General features: G+C 49.7%; 15 protein-coding genes. 3 read left to right on the top strand and 12 right to left on the bottom strand.

Going from position 1 to position 16,894, the window contains the following annotated elements; all coding sequences use genetic code 11:
- The first annotated feature begins 217 nt into the window (after positions 1-217).
- Positions 218-1,954, top strand: a complete 1,737-nt coding sequence (locus NST96_RS13500) for a phospho-sugar mutase (protein WP_243014022.1) — start codon at positions 218-220, stop codon at positions 1,952-1,954.
- Between the two features lie 37 nt (positions 1,955-1,991).
- Positions 1,992-3,203 carry a glycosyltransferase family 4 protein gene (locus NST96_RS13495; RefSeq protein WP_342406508.1) on the top strand — a complete coding sequence of 404 codons (1,212 nt, stop codon included), beginning with the start codon at positions 1,992-1,994 and terminating at the stop codon, positions 3,201-3,203.
- Between the two features lie 176 nt (positions 3,204-3,379).
- Here the strand turns inward: NST96_RS13495 and NST96_RS13490 are convergent, their stop codons facing one another.
- The 9 genes from NST96_RS13490 to NST96_RS13450 form a co-directional block, all read right to left on the bottom strand.
- Positions 3,380-4,156 carry a carboxypeptidase-like regulatory domain-containing protein gene (locus tag NST96_RS13490; protein ID WP_031933328.1) on the bottom strand — a complete coding sequence of 259 codons (777 nt, stop codon included), beginning with the start codon at positions 4,154-4,156 and terminating at the stop codon, positions 3,380-3,382.
- A gap of 17 nt (positions 4,157-4,173) precedes the next feature.
- Entirely contained in the window at positions 4,174-5,217 is a 1,044-nt protein-coding gene (locus tag NST96_RS13485) for a glycosyltransferase family 4 protein (RefSeq protein WP_039071403.1), read from the bottom strand.
- Positions 5,214-6,230 (bottom strand): glycosyltransferase family A protein, encoded by a 1,017-nt coding sequence (locus NST96_RS13480; protein ID WP_342406507.1) that lies wholly within the window; start codon positions 6,228-6,230, stop codon positions 5,214-5,216. The genes NST96_RS13485 and NST96_RS13480 overlap by 4 nt, the downstream gene beginning before the upstream one ends.
- 143 nt (positions 6,231-6,373) lie before the next feature.
- Entirely contained in the window at positions 6,374-8,380 is a 2,007-nt protein-coding gene (locus NST96_RS13475; protein ID WP_172920314.1) for a glycosyltransferase, read from the bottom strand.
- 262 nt (positions 8,381-8,642) lie between these two features.
- Entirely contained in the window at positions 8,643-10,136 is a 1,494-nt protein-coding gene (locus tag NST96_RS13470) for a glycosyltransferase family 4 protein (RefSeq protein ID WP_340701281.1), read from the bottom strand.
- A complete protein-coding gene (locus tag NST96_RS13465) occupies positions 10,133-11,323 on the bottom strand; it encodes a glycosyltransferase family 4 protein (protein ID WP_031933324.1) in 1,191 nt (396 codons plus the stop codon). The genes NST96_RS13470 and NST96_RS13465 overlap by 4 nt, the downstream gene beginning before the upstream one ends.
- Positions 11,324-12,169: a dTDP-4-dehydrorhamnose reductase gene (gene rfbD, locus NST96_RS13460; protein WP_024984765.1), complete on the bottom strand. Its 846-nt coding sequence runs from the start codon at positions 12,167-12,169 to the stop codon at positions 11,324-11,326.
- A gap of 50 nt (positions 12,170-12,219) precedes the next feature.
- A complete protein-coding gene (gene rfbB / locus NST96_RS13455) occupies positions 12,220-13,194 on the bottom strand; it encodes a dTDP-glucose 4,6-dehydratase (RefSeq protein WP_031933322.1) in 975 nt (324 codons plus the stop codon).
- 43 nt (positions 13,195-13,237) lie between these two features.
- Positions 13,238-13,693 (bottom strand): dTDP-4-dehydrorhamnose 3,5-epimerase family protein, encoded by a 456-nt coding sequence (locus NST96_RS13450; protein WP_003386871.1) that lies wholly within the window; start codon positions 13,691-13,693, stop codon positions 13,238-13,240.
- Between the two features lie 306 nt (positions 13,694-13,999).
- On the opposite strand from NST96_RS13450, the gene NST96_RS13445 reads away from it, so the two are divergent.
- Positions 14,000-14,785, top strand: a complete 786-nt coding sequence (locus NST96_RS13445; RefSeq protein WP_003386872.1) for a hypothetical protein — start codon at positions 14,000-14,002, stop codon at positions 14,783-14,785.
- 64 nt (positions 14,786-14,849) lie between these two features.
- On the opposite strand, the gene NST96_RS13440 is transcribed toward NST96_RS13445, so the two are convergent.
- From NST96_RS13440 to NST96_RS13430, 3 genes are read right to left on the bottom strand one after another with little or no spacing between them, the layout of a single operon-like run.
- Positions 14,850-15,452: an FkbM family methyltransferase gene (locus NST96_RS13440; RefSeq protein ID WP_228006726.1), complete on the bottom strand. Its 603-nt coding sequence runs from the start codon at positions 15,450-15,452 to the stop codon at positions 14,850-14,852.
- Between the two features lie 11 nt (positions 15,453-15,463).
- On the bottom strand, positions 15,464-15,619 hold the full coding sequence (locus NST96_RS13435) for a hypothetical protein (protein ID WP_227277727.1): 156 nt from the start codon (positions 15,617-15,619) through the stop codon (positions 15,464-15,466).
- Between the two features lie 16 nt (positions 15,620-15,635).
- A complete protein-coding gene (locus NST96_RS13430; protein ID WP_243014000.1) occupies positions 15,636-16,751 on the bottom strand; it encodes a hypothetical protein in 1,116 nt (371 codons plus the stop codon).
- Positions 16,752-16,894: the final 143 nt, after the last annotated feature.

Genomic DNA, 16,894 nt, shown 5'->3' with positions numbered 1-16,894 from the left:
TCCTGATGTACACATGTAATATCCATATGATCACTCGCCGGAAAAGGTATGTGTGTATCGACCAGATTAAGAGTGGAAAACCGACAACGGGCTCGTCCAAAGCCAATCTGCACATGAATATTGTGGCACTGTCTCCGGTTGCCATTTATACCGCCGCTCATACTATGTTTTATACTCGCAGATGTGTGCGAATCGATGTGGAGGTTTTCGGCTCATGATCAATTGGAGAGAGCGATATAATCGCTGGATGAATTACCCCGATCTGGACGAAAGACTACGCGAAGAGTTACAGCGCGCAAAGGATAATGAACCACTTCTAGAGGACCTCTTTTATGCCGATCTGGAATTCGGTACGGGAGGGATGCGGGCGGAAATGGGACCTGGCCCCAATCGGATGAACGTGTATACGGTGCGAAAAATTTCCGAAGGGCTGGCCCGCTTTATCGCAGAGTCTGGCCAACAGGCGAAGGCGCAGGGCGTAGTGATTGCCTATGACTCCAGAAACAAATCGTCTGATTTTGCGATTGAATCCGCAAAGGTGATAGGAAGGCACGGCATCCGTGTTTATTTGTTTGATCGGCTCTGTCCAACCCCCCTTCTGTCTTTTGCGGTGCGCCACCTGCATGCGTTCGCGGGAATCGTTATCACCGCGAGCCATAATCCGCCCGAGTATAACGGCTATAAAATTTACGGCAGCGACGGTGTCCAAATCACGCCGGCGACCGCCGAACAAATCATGGCAAAGGTAAACGAGGTAACAGACGAACTGTCCGTAGAAAGTGGTGATGAAGCATCATTGAGGCAGAGCGGCCTATTGGTGCAGATTCATGATGATATCCTGGAAGCATATGTCGAGCGACTGCAGACGATCAGGCTGAACCCTGAACCATCGGGTACTTCGCAGGTAAACATCGTTTTTACCCCTTTACATGGAACAGCATACGAACCCATCAGGCTCGTTCTGAGCCGGTTCGGCTACAATCAGGTCACTGTCGTTACCGAGCAAGCGAATCCGGACCCGCATTTCACCAATGCAGCATCGCTCAATCCGGAAGAGCCGCAAGCATTCGAGCTGGCGCTGCAATACGGTAAACGGACAAACGCTGATCTGATCCTGGCAACCGATCCAGATGCGGACCGCATCGGTGTCGCAGTCAAAAAAGGTCCGCAGGGATATACGATACTGTCCGGCAATCAAATCGGTGCCCTTTTACTGGACTATCTCCTATCCGAGCGAAAAAGAAAAGGGCTTCTGCCAGATAACGGCACCATCGTCAAAACCATTGTCACATCCGAATTCGCCCGAGCAATCGCGGCCGATTACGGTGTAGATACGGTGGATACGCTGACGGGCTTCAAGTATATCGGAGAGAAGGTCAGCATGTACGAGAGATCGGGTCAGTACACGTTTCTGTTCGGATTCGAAGAAAGCAGCGGCTATTTGATCGGCGACTTTGTCAGGGATAAAGACGGCATCCAAACGGCTCTGATGTTAGCAGACATGTGCGCTTTTCATAAGTCATCGGGAAAGTCCATATACGACGGACTGATCGAACTGTACAAGAGATACGGATTTTACAGCGAAGACTTGTATTCCTTATCCCTCAAAGGGAAGGCGGGAGTCGAGAAAATTAAGGCCACCCTGTCTTTTTTTCGCCAGCAAGGTTTTACCGAGGTTGCCGGCAAAAAAGTTATGGTCGTGGAAGATTTTCTGGCAGGCACTTGTAGAGAAATGGTCAACGGCACCAGTACCGCGATTCCCTTGCCGGCATCCGATGTGTTGAAGTACCGGCTAGATGACGAGTCGTGGTTTTGCCTGCGGCCCTCCGGTACCGAACCAAAACTAAAAGTATATCTGGGGACGAAAGGTGTCACTTCGGAAGAAAGCAGTCAAAAGCTTCGAGCATTGAAGAATTTTGTGCTTGAGCAGTTCAACGCGCTCGGGCTCATATGAGTACGCTGTACAAATAAAGCGCAGCGGAGGCTTATTCATGAACATTTTACTCGCTACGTACTGGATACTCCCCCACGTAGGAGGGGTAGACACGTATTTACGTACTTTAAAGCAAGGATTGGAAGAACGCGGCCATCAAGTAGATTTGCTTGGCCATCATCCGGACATGAGTCGGGTGCACTTGCTGGACGACAAAAAAAGCGTGGAAAAAAAAACGATTCACCTTCCTGTTTATGATATTTTGATGGATTATTTTGACCGGGAGTTTCCGCTTCTCGATCACTGGGCGCGGTACCGCCTTATCGAGCGGCATGTATTTGAGATGGCCACTGTCATGCTCGAACTGAATCAGTATGATCTGGTTCATACGCAGGACATCATCTCCACGCGGGCTCTATCTCGTGTCATTCCCAAACACATTCCGCATGTCGCAACGATTCACGGCATGATTCACGATGAGTTTGTTTTAACCGGGGAGATCGATCAGGCGGACTCGATGCGCTGGAAGTACAGCTATTTGGAAGAAAAACTGGGATGCTCCTCCGCAGATGCCACGATTCTCCCGACCGAATGGCTTCGCAGGGAATTCACAAACCGCTTCTCTGTGGCTCCGGAAAAGCTGACGGTCGTTCCCTATGGATTACAGGCAGAAGCGATAGCCCAACAGACGGACGCAATCCAGCACATCCCCCGGTCAGACGGCAAACAAGTCATTATTTGTCCCGCCAGGCTGGTTCCGTACAAAGGGCAGCGGTATTTGATCGAGGCTTTGGCAAAATTGGCTCGCGTCCGCGATGACTTCGTTTGCCAATTTGCCGGGGAAGGCCCGGACCGAACGGAGCTGGAAGCGTTGGTCGGACAGCACAACCTGGACCATCATATTGAATTTTTGGGCAACCGATCCGATATCTTTCATCTGCTCAAACAGGCGAGTATTTTCGTGCTTCCCTCCCTTGTCGAAAATCACTCCCTGGCGATCATGGAAGCGCAAATTATCGGTTTGCCCATCGTAACCACCCGTGTGGGAGGAAATGCGGAGCTCGTCTCGCATCACCATACGGGCTTGCTGGTCGAACCCCAAAACAGTGAAGAGCTGTTTCAAGCGCTTCTGATGCTGATGAATAACAAAACTCTTCGGGAAAAGCTCTCGCACGATGCCAGGAGGTGGGCCAGAAAATACTGGCGGCACGATTTCATGGTGAACCGGACACTGGAGGTATACGAACAGGTACGCCTGCACAAAAAATAAGCCCCCTCTCCGTATGTATGTATGCCTTCTCTCTCTGTTGAGGGATGGCCTAAACAACGAGCATCCCGTCCACTTTTGAAAGTGAAACGGGATGCTCGTTTGTTTATGGTTCCAATTTGGCCCAAGCCGTCGACATTTCGCAAATTTCCCCTTCGGCCTGGCATTTCACCTTTTTACTAAAGCGGCAATACGGGTATGTGTATCACCATGCCGTCCCCGTTCAATGTGACGCGGATTTGCTGTTCGCCATACTGATACGATCTGCCTACAACTATATAATTTCCGTCAGACAGTTCGTCAAACTGATAGTGTCCGTGCTCGTCGACAGCCGTTGCGGTTATGAGCTGTTTTCTCTCATTCAGCAAGAGAACGTATGATAACGCTGCAGGTGCCCCTGAAAATTTATCGTATACGATTCCTTCGATAGAAGCAGAGGAGCACTCTCTCGGCTTCCCCGGTTCCTTTAATTCACGCAGCATATCCTCATCGGGCACTTTGTAATCGGGGGGCAATGAATAAGCGACCTCATCCCAAGTTTCCTCATCCAGAAAATAAACCTTTTTCGACGGCGTGAACGAAAACAAGTGATGATACGGCTCCATTAAATCTGCTACCCCAGTGAGCTTCACTTCATCCAACAGAAACGAAAGCTGCCGTACGTCTTCGTTCAACCCCACCTCCTGTGGAACAAACACATCACTGGCTACGATCTCCAAAACACCTTTCATCATCGCCGGAAGCAACACGGTGATTGAGAATTTTTCCGTCGGATTGATTTCCTCATGAAGCAACTGGCCATTGACGTAAAAGGAGAGCGTGAGATTTTCCGGATATTCGTGGCGCCGCCCGCAAATCGTCAGAGACGCAGCTTCTTTTATATTTTTCAATGGTAAAACGAGGCGCTTTGATACCCATCCATCCTGATAGCGGTCCGTAAATACCATGTTTGTCATTCCCATCCCCCCGCTGTTTACCCAATCAACTTCTCGATCACGGAATCCCAACCAAGCTCCATATCTTCAATCAAACGCAGTCCGTTCATCCCCATCGTTTGCGCGCTCCGCTTGTTTGAGAACAAATAGTCGAGCTTTTCCGCAACAGCTTTCGGATCGGGCTCCAGCACGAAGCCGTTATCGCCATTCCTTACAAACTCGAGCGGACCGCCAGCGTCGACGTGCGTAATGACGGGTTTGCCGGACAGAAACGACTCCAGCGTGACATAGCCGTAATCTTCCTGGTACGGTCCGTAATAAACTGCCAACGCGTTCGCATAGTACTTTCTTTTCTCTTCTTCGGAGATCCAGCCGAGAAAGTGCACCCTGTCTTGCAATCCGTATGTTTCCACAGCGGATTTCATTTTGTTGATAAAGGTTTCCTTTCCTCTGCCGGCGATCACAACCTTGACTTGTGTTTTGGTATAGCGCAGGGCTTCGATCAGTACCTGCTGCCGTTTTAATTCTTCCAATCGGGAGGGACAAAAGATATAGTTTCCTATCTCTCCCGTGTAGAAGTGTTCGCATCCGAACGGAGGGTGGTAGAGAGGCATCGATTCAATCCCGTTGTACGTACGCAGCCTCTCTGACACAGTCGCCGAGATCGTGTATGTTTTGGCGCATCCAGAAAGGGCATGGCTGTCTTCCTCTACGATCATCTTTCGCAAGCGGTCGCCGCCCTCCATTTTGTCCAGACCATCGAAACCGGTTCCCCACAGCTCGTATGCTTCGCGATGCTGATGCAGCAGCCATAACACTTTGTTGTCGTGCCGGGCATAGTAGATCGGAAATTTCAGGGCAATCATCAGGTCGATCGGTCTCCCCTTCATTTCCGACAAGTCGATCAAGCGGGACATACGGATGCTGTTTTCCAGACTCTCAGCCGGATACCACTTGAAGGGGATGGTCACGACCTCCGCCTCGTGTCCCCTGAGAATAAGCTGCATTTTTAAATTGTTGGCCAATATCTCTGCTCCCCCGTATTCAAATGGCACTTGAACGGAGGCAATGGCAATCCTCATCGATCCACCTCATTTTTTGAGCAAGCGTTCATTGTTGGCCCTGGATTTTTTTCCAGCGAAAAAAACCTCCGCAAAAAATGCGGGAGCTTGTCGTGTCTGCAGCCAAAATAAGCGCCCAACCTTCTGGCGATATGCCACCGCCAGCGAAAATAAACCCAGTAACACTTTTCGTGCCGACGATAGTCGGTCTCGGAAAAAATGAATTGCGCTTCGGCTCTGGCTATTCGATAACAGGCGGGAATCAAGGTTGCAAGCGAAACATCTTCGGTGTAGCCGAAAGCCATATGCATCCCCCGCAATTCATCAAAGAAACGCTGAAAATAGCGAAAAAACGAGGAGTAACTATGGGAATGGATGACTGCCGCCTTTGGCATATATACCTTTTTCCAGCCATTGACGATGATGTCTCTGCCCATTACTTGGTCTTCCGTGTATATCACATCGCGAAATCGGATAGCAGCCCACGCCTCTTTCCTTAAAGCCGAATTGACATTTGAGTTAAATCCGTACCAGAGCGGATTCTGGTGATAGAGAGCCCGGCCTTCAGGGGTATCCTCCACATATTGCACGAGAGGCTCATCCGACTTGGAAAACATTTCGAAATGGAGCATCAAATCGCGCCGTGTAAAGGGATCGCATTCAGGTCTGGCAATCTGCTTGCCAAACACACAGCCGACTCTGGGGTCGAGGCTAAAACCCCTGATCATCTCCTTCAGCCAAAACTCATCGGCCGGGGTTGCGTCTTGCGTCAAAAAAACAAGGTATTGCCCGCGGGACAATTCGGCCCCGTAGTTCCGTGTTTTTCCATGTCCGAACTGTTTCTTGTCAATGGGATAAAACCGGACGGGATATGACATCAGCACGTCGACTGTTCCGTCCGATGAGCCGGAATCAATGGCAATCACTTCAAAAGGAAAGCTTGTTTGCTGCCGATAGATCGCGCGAAGAACTTCATCGATATACCGGATACCGTTATACGTCAGAAGAATAATGGAAACATCGACCTGCCCCATTTCCATCCCCCCTTCTGTCCTCCCCGTCGCTCATCTGGTGCTGCGACACTTTTTCGCCACGTGAAACCGCGCTTTCCATCCACCCCATCTGACTCCATCCGGAGAAGCTGAGACGAGACCTGTGAGCGATCGTCACCCGCGATTCATCCGCTCGCTCCTTGCACCTCTCGTATATCCAGAATCTGCTGGTGAAACAGCCTCGCGTTGTATTCGGTTTCTACAAATTTCAGGCCGTTGGTTCTAAGGCGCTCCCATATCAGACTATCTGTGTAGCAAGCGATGATTTTATCTGCATAGTCCCGAGGATCCCTTCCGATCAGCACCGTATCTTCCGTTAAACCGAGCTGATCCGCGATGAGAGGGGACACAACAGCCGGGACGCCGTATGACATGCTTTCCAGCAATTTCAAGGGTATTCCGGCAGCAAATCTGGTAGGCACGACAAACACTTTGCTGTGATTGTAATATGGCTGCAGATCAGGGACGGTCCCGGTGACCTTGATGTGATCGGAAGCCAGGTTTTTGATCGAATCCAGCAGATTTGTGCCGGTGAGCCACAGATTGACTCCCAATTCCTTGAAGACGAGCGGATAGACTTCGTTTACAAAATAAAGTGCCGCATCCTCATTCGGCGATCCTGGCGTGAAGCTTCCGACAAATAGCAAATCTTGACGTTGTGAAAATGGATTGGGCGTTGGCTGGACTTCGATACGGTGGCCCAGCACCTGGACCTGCTTCACACCGAGACTTTGAATGGTTTTCCTTTCCCGTTCAGATACCGAAATCACCTTGTCTGCCAGGGCCATCAATTGCATTTCCTCCAGAATCAGGCTTTGTACGGTTTCTTCAGTCAGTGGGATGCCCAGCGCAGTTTGCCGGCCGATTTCCCTGTGGAAAAAGAGAGCTTCCGCATCGTACACGATCTGGGGTTTGGGGTTGGTGTTTTGCATGATGCCGGCAATTTCCCGCATGTTGTGCGGTCTGCTGACCAGCACCTGGTCATACGCATCCTTTCTTTCTTCCCAGAAGTCACGGAAGTTTATCTGTTGATCGCCCGTGTTGTAAATGACTTCGATTCCCATTTGTTGCAACTGTTCCGTGTAGGGCTGCACTGACTCCGAAAATTGCAAAGGAAACAGCGTCACGGAAACATTCGCGTCGGCCAGCCCCTGCAACAGCATCCAGCTTCGCGGATATCCGCAGCCAAGCGCAGGGATTGGAATCCGGTCATCGACTACGAGCACCTTCCATTTTTTGTCCCGCTGATGTTCTCTGGCCCGGATGCTCGCACCGGCTCCGGGTAAATGGTAATCCTGCAGCCGGTGATTCCATCGCCCGGCAAATACTTCCCTGTGTTTGGCCTGAAGCAGCATGGCCTGTTCCGGGGAACTGCTTCCAAATTCATAGTGAATGACGACAGCAGCAGGTTGATACATAATCCGATAACCGAGCTCCCGCAGCTTCATGCACAAATCTGTTTCTTCGTAGTATCCTGGGTGGTAACGCTCGTCAAACATCCCCGCTTCCATAAATACGTCTTTTTTGAGAAACAAACAAACACCGGAGCAATAATCGACCTCGCGCACATACGAATACTCCGGTTTGAAAGGTTGATCTCCCCGACCGTATCCCGCACAAGAGCCGTCTCGCCAAATGATACTGCCCGCCTCCTGGAGTTGTCCGTCGGGGAAGATGACTTTGGCCCCTACGGCTCCGCAATGTTTTGTCGTTTCCGCAGTCCGGAGCAGCGTAGACAGCAATGCAGGAGTGATCTGTGTATCGTTGTTAAGAAAAAGCAGCCATTTCCCGCGCGCAGCGGCAGCTCCCTGATTGCATCCCTTCACAAAGCCCTCATTCTGCTCATTGCGGATGATAGCTGCCTGGTGGGTCCTTTTCAAAAGGTGGACTGTTTCGTCACTTGAGCCATTATCGACGATGACAACCTCATAAGGGACATCAGCGTGGGCTTTTATCGTTTCGAGGCATTGGAACGTATACGCAGCTTTGTTGTAAGCGACCAGAATGATAGAGACAACTGGCTGTTCCCAGTTCGGATACTGCAGCGTCGAGCTGGGATTGGCAAGAAAAACGCCCAGTTTTACCTTCAGGAAAGTGGCAAGCTGTTCTTGAAGCTGACTTCTTTCATTCATTTTTTTGCCTCCGGGTGGTTACCTCCATGTTGTCGTCACGTTTGTATCAGGACAGGCCGAATAGCCATCATTACACAGTGAACCACTTATGCTTACATCTATTTTTATGAAACAAGTGACCTGATGGAAACTGGCCATTCCGACCAAAAACGCGCCTTTCACGCGGTGAACATGCTTCTTGCAAGCCGAAGCCTTTTGTGTGAACACTTGAAGGCTGCCAGGTGTTTCTGTGCGATCAAACAGAGGGGAAATGCCCCTCTTTTCATTCCGTCAATGTTTTTATAAAGGCCGGATCCGGTATCGAATAGTCGGGCGGTACCCTCTTGAGCACGTTGCTCCATTGCGCAGCATCAAATTTTGCCGGATCGATGTCGAAGGAGAAAATACTCTCTGCCTTCCCGGAGCGATCTATTCTCTTGGAGACCAAACCGTGCTTGCCAGACAAATCCGGCTGCTCCCGCCGCTCTTCCGATCCGTGCTTTTTTCTCTCGATTGCCTGAACATATATCCCCATCGTCTTTTCAAACATGGTTTTGGAAGAGAAACGGATTCGAGCCCGTCCGGCAGCGTTCATACCCAGTGTGAAACGCAATTCCTGATTGGTTAGCAGCCGAATCAGGCTTTCGGCCAGTTGGACGCTGTTGCCCGTCTGGAAGATCAGGCCTGTTTCTTCGTGGCAGACTACCTCGGGAATCCCCCCGGCATCAGATGCGACACATGGTTTTCCTGCCACTTGCGCTTCCATCAGCGTATACGGGTGCATATCCTGTATCGACGCCAGCGCGACGATATCCGATAATTTCAGTAGAGCCTCGACATCATATCGATCCCCGAAGAAAACGAGATGATCCCATACCCCTGATTTTTTCGCTTGCATCTCCAGCTCATCTCTCAACTTTCCGTCCCCGATAAGCCAGCAGACGAAGTTGCTCTCCCTTTCCTTTACGATGCGCAAAGCCTCGATCAATGTCTTATGATCCTTTTCCGGAACGAGCCGCGCAGGACAAGCGATAATCAATCTCCCTCCCGCCTGCTGATTTGCAGTCAAAGGCGGGTACGGTTCAAAGTCGAAACGGGTTAAAAACGGGGGCAAATCCAATGCATAAGGGAGTACGGTGAGTTTGTCTGGATGGACGCCGTATTCGCCCCCCAGTATCTTCTTTTGCCATCTGGTCGGTACTATCGTCGCATCGGAGGACATGTGACCGACATACTCTTCGGCTGCGGCATACTTCCATTTCAGGCTTTCCTTGCTTGCGATTGCTCCTGAATGGATATATTCCGTTGCAAGGATGCCGTGAATGGTCGCGACGAGGGGGATATGGTGCGCCTTTGCACGAGACAGGGCGCGTGTGGACAGGATGTCTTGGGTGTGTATCACATCGTAATTCTGGAGATCGAGCAAGGCAGCCGATACTTCAAACGTGTATCGCTCGACTTCCCGCCAGCGAATGGCGGGGTCGGTGCCTGGAAGATGCCTTTCAAAATACTGAAACATCTGATGGTCAATGACATCCTTAATCGTCAAGCGCTTTTCGTGACTGTTCGTCGTTTTATCGATTTCACGCCCGGTCAGGCTCCGTCCAAACTCATCTCGGATGTGACTGTACTTGTAAATGGTTCGCATGTCCTGATGATGGGCGAGAATGTCGACGTGATGTCCATTTTCCTCAAGCTCTTTTTTTAGCGTATCTATGTAGCGATTTACTCCGCCAACGTGAGGAAAAGGAAAATAGGAAGCAAGCAGAATTTTCAAACAGGACCCCTCCCGCCTTGTTGACTGATCATCGCGTTGACCAGCCTCTTGAAGTTGTCATAATGATACAATTCAACAGCCCGTTGTCTCCCCTGCTGCCCCATAGCCGCCCGTATATCCGGTTCGTCGATCAATTTCTGTATCGCGGCGCCAAGCGAAGCGGTATCTCCTTTGTCGATCAACATTCCTGTCTTCCCGTCGATGACGATTTCCTTCAGACCGCCTGATTTGTAGGCGACAATACAGATTGAAAGTGCCATTGCCTCCAGAGCGACGTTGGGAAACGCTTCTTCGACGAGACTCGGGACGACGACCATATCGACTGCGAGCAGCAAATCCGAAATATCCGGAAGCGCACCCAGATAGTGATATTCGACCGCCTCCATCCATTTTGCTTCTTCCTGGCACATTCGAAAGTAATCGTCGTCTCCTATGTTTCCCGCCGCCAACAATACGATTTTCTCCTGGCTTTTGAGAGAACGGCAGGCTCTGATCAGCTCAATCAGTCCCTTTCCGGCATAGATAGAGCCAAACCATCCGATCACGGCATCTGAATCAGTCCAGCTCAAGGTCTGACGGACCACTTTTCTTCTCTCCCTCACAAACAAATGATCAAGAATGACAACCCCGTAGGGAAGCAAATCAATCTGCCGTTGTCCTGCTGACGCCAGAGACTGTGCTATGATCGCGGATGGAACGAGGATTCGATCGCCATGACCGTGGATCAAAGCCAAAAGAGGCAATGTCTCCGGCTTGCTCGGGACGGTTTCGTGAATATACCACCAAACGGGAATCTTCCTTTTTTGGGCGATGACCAACGGAAATGCGTTTATGGCACTGTTGGCAATGATCAGGCTCGGGGATATCTCAGCAATCGCTTGATCGAGCAAACTCCCTTCTGCTCTCATCTGAAGCATGCCGATCTCATCTCCCAAACGACCGGGACTGTAAATGAAACTCCACAATAAAGGAAAGGGGATGATGCGCGATTCCATCCCCATCTGATCCGCCCGCACTACGGACAGTCCAGGTCCCGGACTTATCCAGACTACCTTCAGCCGCATCTCCAGAAGTGCAGCGCCAAGCATAAGCAGTACTTTTTCCGCCCCTGTTACGATCTCCGGGTGTGCATGATGGCTGATAAGCATGACCACCCGTTCACTTGCAGACGGTGCGCTGATGTTCATTTAAATGCTCCTTAGCTCATCAATAAATTGGGTTAATGCGGTTCTCCAATGTCGCAAGGTCGAGAACCCGTTCAAGCGTATGGCCATGTGGTCAAGAACGGAGTATGCAGGCCTTGCGGCGGGGAGGAGAAATTTTGCCGTGTCAACCGGACGTACGGTTACCCCCAATCCCGCGGCAGCAAATATCGCTTTTGCCCATTCATATCTGGAACAAGCTCCCGTATTGGAAACGTGATAAATGCCATATTTCTCGCTCTCCAGCAGCTCTTTTATAAACCAGGCCAATTCCGGCGCATAGGTCGGAGAGCCCACTTGGTCGCAAACAACGTCGATCTCCGTGCGCGTTTCAGCCAACCGCAACATGTTCTTTACAAAGTTGCTCCCATGTCTGCCGTATACCCAGGAGGTCCGTACGATGAAATATTTGTCTGATAAAGTTTTTACCATGTCCTCGCCAGCCAGCTTCGATTTGCCATATACGTTCACAGGATTTACAAAGTCGTACTCCCGGTATGGCTTAGTACTGCGGCCGTCAAATACGTAATCCGTGCTGATATACATCATCTTTGCCCCTGCCTGCTGAGCGGCTACCGTCATATTTCGCGTTCCGTACGCATTCACGAGAAATGCGCGGTCTTGATCGGCTTCTGCTTGATCGACATGGGTGTAGGCAGCCGTGTGTACGACGATCTCTGGCCGTGCTTCCTGTACGATGTCCCGAGCTTTGGACAAATCGGTAACATCCAGTTCGTTGCGGGTGCAGCCAATCACCTGGTGATGAGCGGAAAGAACCTTGACCAACTCACGACCCAATTGGCCGTTTGCACCTGTCACCAAGATTTTCATGCTTCCCACCCTGTTTCCGGAAACCCGGGTTTTTAGACGCATGTCCATGATCAAAGCCTGTTTTTGTACCAAAGCACTGTCTCTCGGAGCGCAGTTGCAAATTCATAGACGGGGCGCCATCCGAGTTCCCTGCGTATCTTATCGGCATTGATCGCATACCGGCGGTCATGTCCGGGCCGATCCTCGACAAATTCAATGAGACTCTCCGGTTTTTGCAATACCGCCAAAATTTTTCGGACAATCTCGCTATTCTTATGTTCGTTGTTGCCGCCGATATTGTAAATTTCCCCTGGCCTTCCCGAATGAATGACGAGGTCTACAGCCGAACAGTGGTCTGCCACGTGCAGCCAGTCCCGCACGTGTCCGCCGTCGCCGTAGATCGGAAGCTTTTTGCCCAGCAAAGCATTCGTTGTCATAAGCGGAATCAGTTTTTCCGGATGCTGATAAGGACCGAAGTTGTTGGAACAGCGTGTAATATTGACGGGCAACCCGTATGTTTCATGATAGGCGCGGACCAACAGATCGGCTCCTGCTTTGCTGGCCGAATAAGGGTTGTTTGGAGAAAGCGGCGATTCCTCCGTAAAACATCCTGTGTCTCCCAGTGAACCGTACACCTCGTCGGTCGATATTTGCACGAATTTTTTCACCTTGTATGTGCGGGCTGACTCCAGCAGTACGTGGGTTCCGACCAGATTCGTCCGGATAAAGACCCCGGGATCGGCTATGCTGCGGTCCACGTGGGATTCAGCAGCAAAGTTCACAATGACGTCAACAGGAGCCGGTGCAGTCGTTCCATATGCCTCGCTTTTGCCGGACACCAGTGCATCTACCAATCGCGAGTCGCAAATATTTCCCTGTACAAATGCATAGTGTGGATGGGACTCGACATCCTTCAGTTTTTCCCTGCTCCCCGCATACGTCAGGAGATCCAGATTGACAATCTGATAATGAGGGTATTTCTCGATCATATACCGGATAAAGTTGCTACCGATAAAGCCCGCTCCTCCTGTTATGAGCAGCCTCATCTTCTCCCTCCTTATGGCAGCTTCTCTCTATGGAAAAAGCCCGTCACCTGAACTTGGTGGACCAGTCAAAACCGATTACGGGATCGTCGAAAGCAATCCGGTATTCGTCAGGTTGTTCCGGATTGTATGATCGATTGGTCACATAAAGGATCATCGCAGGTTCATTGCCGAGCACGCGATAGCCATGGGCGACCTCACGGGGAATAAACAGAGAAATCGGGTTGTGTTCGCCCATGTAGTACACCTCCGTTTGCTGAAAGGATGGAGAATGTTCACGCAGATCATGCAGTACCACTTGGGCGTTCCCCTTCGGAAAAAACCAGATATCGTCTTGCTGCTTATGGTAATGGAACGCTTTGATGACACCGGGATAGCTAAGCGAAGCGGATAGCTGGCCAAAGCTGGCAAGCCACCCGTCATCATCACGCAGCATTTCCATGAAATAACCCCGATCGTCGCAATGCTTGATTAGCTTCTTCGTTTTCACACCTTCGATCAAAGGAATCCTCCCTTCTTGCCTCTGATCTGATGAAGAATCCTTTCTTTCATGTTTATCTTCTTACTTTATGCTATGTAGTGATGATGGAAAACGCTCTTGAATGCTTCGGACAAAAACGACCTAATCCCTCAAGAGGCCATCGGGATTCACGTCTAGCTACCGGTGTTATAAAGCCGTCATTTCCCCTTTTCCCTGTTCTTAAGGAGTGATATAGTCTCAAACCCCTATAACTTTTCCTGCCTGTCGGCATATAGTAAACGAGTAGTTTTTCCATCACCAATCACCAGTAAAGGGGCGATTTGCATCGTGCTGAAGTCTCAAATGTGCAAACAGCAAGACTTTGATACTCCCTGGTTCCGTCAAGCCTGTGAAAGGCTGAAGGAACCGTTTCGCTATCACAGAAAGCTGTGGGAGTTTTGCTACATTTATCAAGCCTTGCTCGAGCGGGGAATATTGGCTCCCGGTAAAAAAGGGCTCGGATTTGGCGTCGGAACAGAACCATTGATTCCGTTATTTGCCTCGCACGGTTGCGAAATCGTGGCAACTGACCTTGACTATGACAGTGCTCTCACCCAGGGATGGGTCCAGACTGACCAGCATTTCAGCAGTATGGAAAAAATAAACGAACGAGGGATATGCGATCCGGTTCAGTTTCAGAATCTGGTGACATTCAAAACGCTGAACATGAACGAAATCGGGCCCGAGTATTACAACCAGTACGATTTCACCTGGTCTTCCTGCTCGTTCGAGCATGTCGGTTCGATTGAACTGGGCAAGCAATTTATTCTGAACCAAATGAATTGCTTGAAGCCGGGCGGTGTCGCGGTTCATACGACAGAATTCAATCTCTCCTCGAACGACGATACTATCGAAAGCGGCATCACTGTTATTTTTCGCTTGCAGGACATCGAATGGATGGTGGAGGCACTGCGGGCACAGGGACATTCCATCGAGATCGATTATTCAGTAGGTACCGGAGAGATCGAATCGTATGTCGATGTGCCTCCCTACTCAAATGACTTGCATCTCAGACTGCTATTGGGACAATACGTCTCCACCTCTATCGGGCTGATCATTAAAAAGGCGGAGTAAATTTGAGAAACACCGTGCGATAGAATACCGCACGGTGTTTCTGCTTTCTGTGGCTTTCTCAGGCTCACCTGAATAGTAATAAATCTAGGTGCTCAACCGCACTATGGGCGGCAAGCTCTGCTATGTTCGTCTCAACGATTCTACCGTCATCATGCAGAATATGGAAACGGAAGCCGCGATCCGTGAACCGTCTCAGAACTGACATGGGCTCATAGCTCACAGGCCATATTTTCGGGCAATACTCCATAAAGATGAGGATCCCGGGATTGTGGTCAATGACTTCACATAAACTGTCCATAATAAGCGGTTCTGAACCGTCAATATCAATTTTAATGACATCTGCCTTCAGATTGGGCAAGTAATCAGTCAAAATGCCTTTCTCTACAGTCATGCATGTATTTCCAGTCATTTCTCCAAGGCCTTGGAATTCGATGCTTGTTCCTCCCTCGCCGGACGTACAGATCTCGGTTTGTCCTCTGCTATCGGATAACATCACTTTATTTAATTTTACACGGCCATACATGCCGTTGATCGAAACGCTTTTCAAAAAATTCTTATGGTGAAACGGATTCGGCTCAAAGGAATACACACTCCCGGTCGGGCCGACAAGCATCCCTGCCAACAGCGAGTAGTAGCCGTGATGGGCTCCGATATCAACCACTGTCATACCTGGTTTGATCACCACATAAAAGCATTGGTCAACCATTCTTCCCAGTAGCCCACTAGCATGATGACGACGTTCACCGGATCGCGGCTATCCAAAAACATGTATGGTCCATTCTTCAACCTCGTTACTACCGTATGGTCTCCCAGATAAATATGAGATCGCTCCAAATAAAACACCCCTCAATTATAGTTGTGACAGGAACATGTTGGGAATGCGAATCGTACAACTTGTGGGATCGTGTTTATGCAAGCGGACTTCCACATTTTTTTCCTCATGGTTCAAATAAATCAGATCCCTAATCACGGAGGATTTGGACAGCCTCCTCTCCCACAGTACTTTCTTGCCCGAGTCTGACATAATATACAGCGTGAATTCCCCTTCTCCTTTCATTTCAATACATACTTCAAATCGATATACCTGACGTGGCAAGTTTATAAATGGCCCGTAGAAAGCGAGGCCAGGTTGATCCACTACGAACCACCCGTTCAGATCGTATGGAAACAATTTGTAAAAAGGAGTGTAATAGTAGTTTGGGATATTAGCCGGCGAACGGTAGTGCAACGGCTCTGGCCGACCTTGAATGACAGCTCTCGTTTCTGCCACTTTGTCCAGTTCGATCACGGCAATTCCGTTCGCAAACGGGAACGGACTTTGAAAATACGTGTTTTCCAGCTCCCGCTCCTCACATTGAATCCAGACTTGCTGGCAAATTGTTACGGATGTATCAGCATCCAGTTTTTTTAAAAAACTCATCGATAACGCTTCCCGCGGGATGCCGTATTTGTCAACGAGAAGAGCCACGTATTCACTGCTGAATTGTATCAACCACCCCATGTCCATCAGCTTACCAAAGGGAACGGTAATCAACGCTTTTCCCCCCGGATGAAGCAAGTTATAAATTTTCAAGATCGCTTTCAGCGGTGCTTCCCGGTCACCAGAGCTGTGTTCTCCATACGCATTTTGCCCGATATGCTCTACTGTAGAGATCGATACGATCGCGTCGTATTTTTCGTTAAAATCCATCAAATCGACGTTCATGATTCCAGGTCCCTTTTCAAATTTGTCTAGAACGTCAATCTCGCCGATCTCTGGATGTTGGGAGAGCAGTGGAGCATAATTCGACAAGACGTTGCCTACCTCGAGAATTCGCTTCTCCTTTCCTATCCGTTTAAGAAAATCAATAGCGATTGGGACTTCAACCGCTCTTTCGGAAAAGTTCTGAAAGTGGATTGGATTGTACGTAAGCTGCTTGTTCTGGTAAATGAAAAAAGGCAGGGTGTCATGTCCGATAATCCCCATTAGGCGTCCCCCCTTCCAAACATTAAGACTCTAGGAAGCATCGCTGTAATATATGCACGGTCTGAAATCAAGGTTTTACGCAACCATCACGGATAGCGAGCCTGATTGCAAGCCTTAATTTTTGCCATTTTGATACACGTACC

Origin of the sequence: Brevibacillus sp. FSL K6-2834 (genome assembly GCF_038592925.1) — a bacterium.
In the GTDB taxonomy this organism is placed as follows: Bacteria; Bacillota; Bacilli; order Brevibacillales; family Brevibacillaceae; genus Brevibacillus; species Brevibacillus borstelensis.
Note: the sequence above shows the minus strand (reverse complement) of the source record. Positions and strands in the feature narration are given on the sequence as shown.

Coding starts and splice junctions, on each gene's coding strand:
- rfbD (WP_024984765.1), bottom strand. CDS start 12,169: ATGAAAATCTTGGTGACAGGTGCAAACGGCCAATTGGGTCGTGAGTTG.
- NST96_RS13495 (WP_342406508.1), top strand. CDS start 1,992: ATGAACATTTTACTCGCTACGTACTGGATACTCCCCCACGTAGGAGGG.
- NST96_RS13465 (WP_031933324.1), bottom strand. CDS start 11,323: ATGAACATCAGCGCACCGTCTGCAAGTGAACGGGTGGTCATGCTTATC.
- NST96_RS13440 (WP_228006726.1), bottom strand. CDS start 15,452: ATGACAGTGGTTGATATCGGAGCCCATCACGGCTACTACTCGCTGTTG.
- NST96_RS13475 (WP_172920314.1), bottom strand. CDS start 8,380: ATGAATGAAAGAAGTCAGCTTCAAGAACAGCTTGCCACTTTCCTGAAG.
- rfbB (WP_031933322.1), bottom strand. CDS start 13,194: ATGAGGCTGCTCATAACAGGAGGAGCGGGCTTTATCGGTAGCAACTTT.
- NST96_RS13485 (WP_039071403.1), bottom strand. CDS start 5,217: ATGAGGATTGCCATTGCCTCCGTTCAAGTGCCATTTGAATACGGGGGA.
- NST96_RS13480 (WP_342406507.1), bottom strand. CDS start 6,230: ATGGGGCAGGTCGATGTTTCCATTATTCTTCTGACGTATAACGGTATC.
- NST96_RS13430 (WP_243014000.1), bottom strand. CDS start 16,751: ATGGGGATTATCGGACATGACACCCTGCCTTTTTTCATTTACCAGAAC.
- NST96_RS13490 (WP_031933328.1), bottom strand. CDS start 4,156: ATGACAAACATGGTATTTACGGACCGCTATCAGGATGGATGGGTATCA.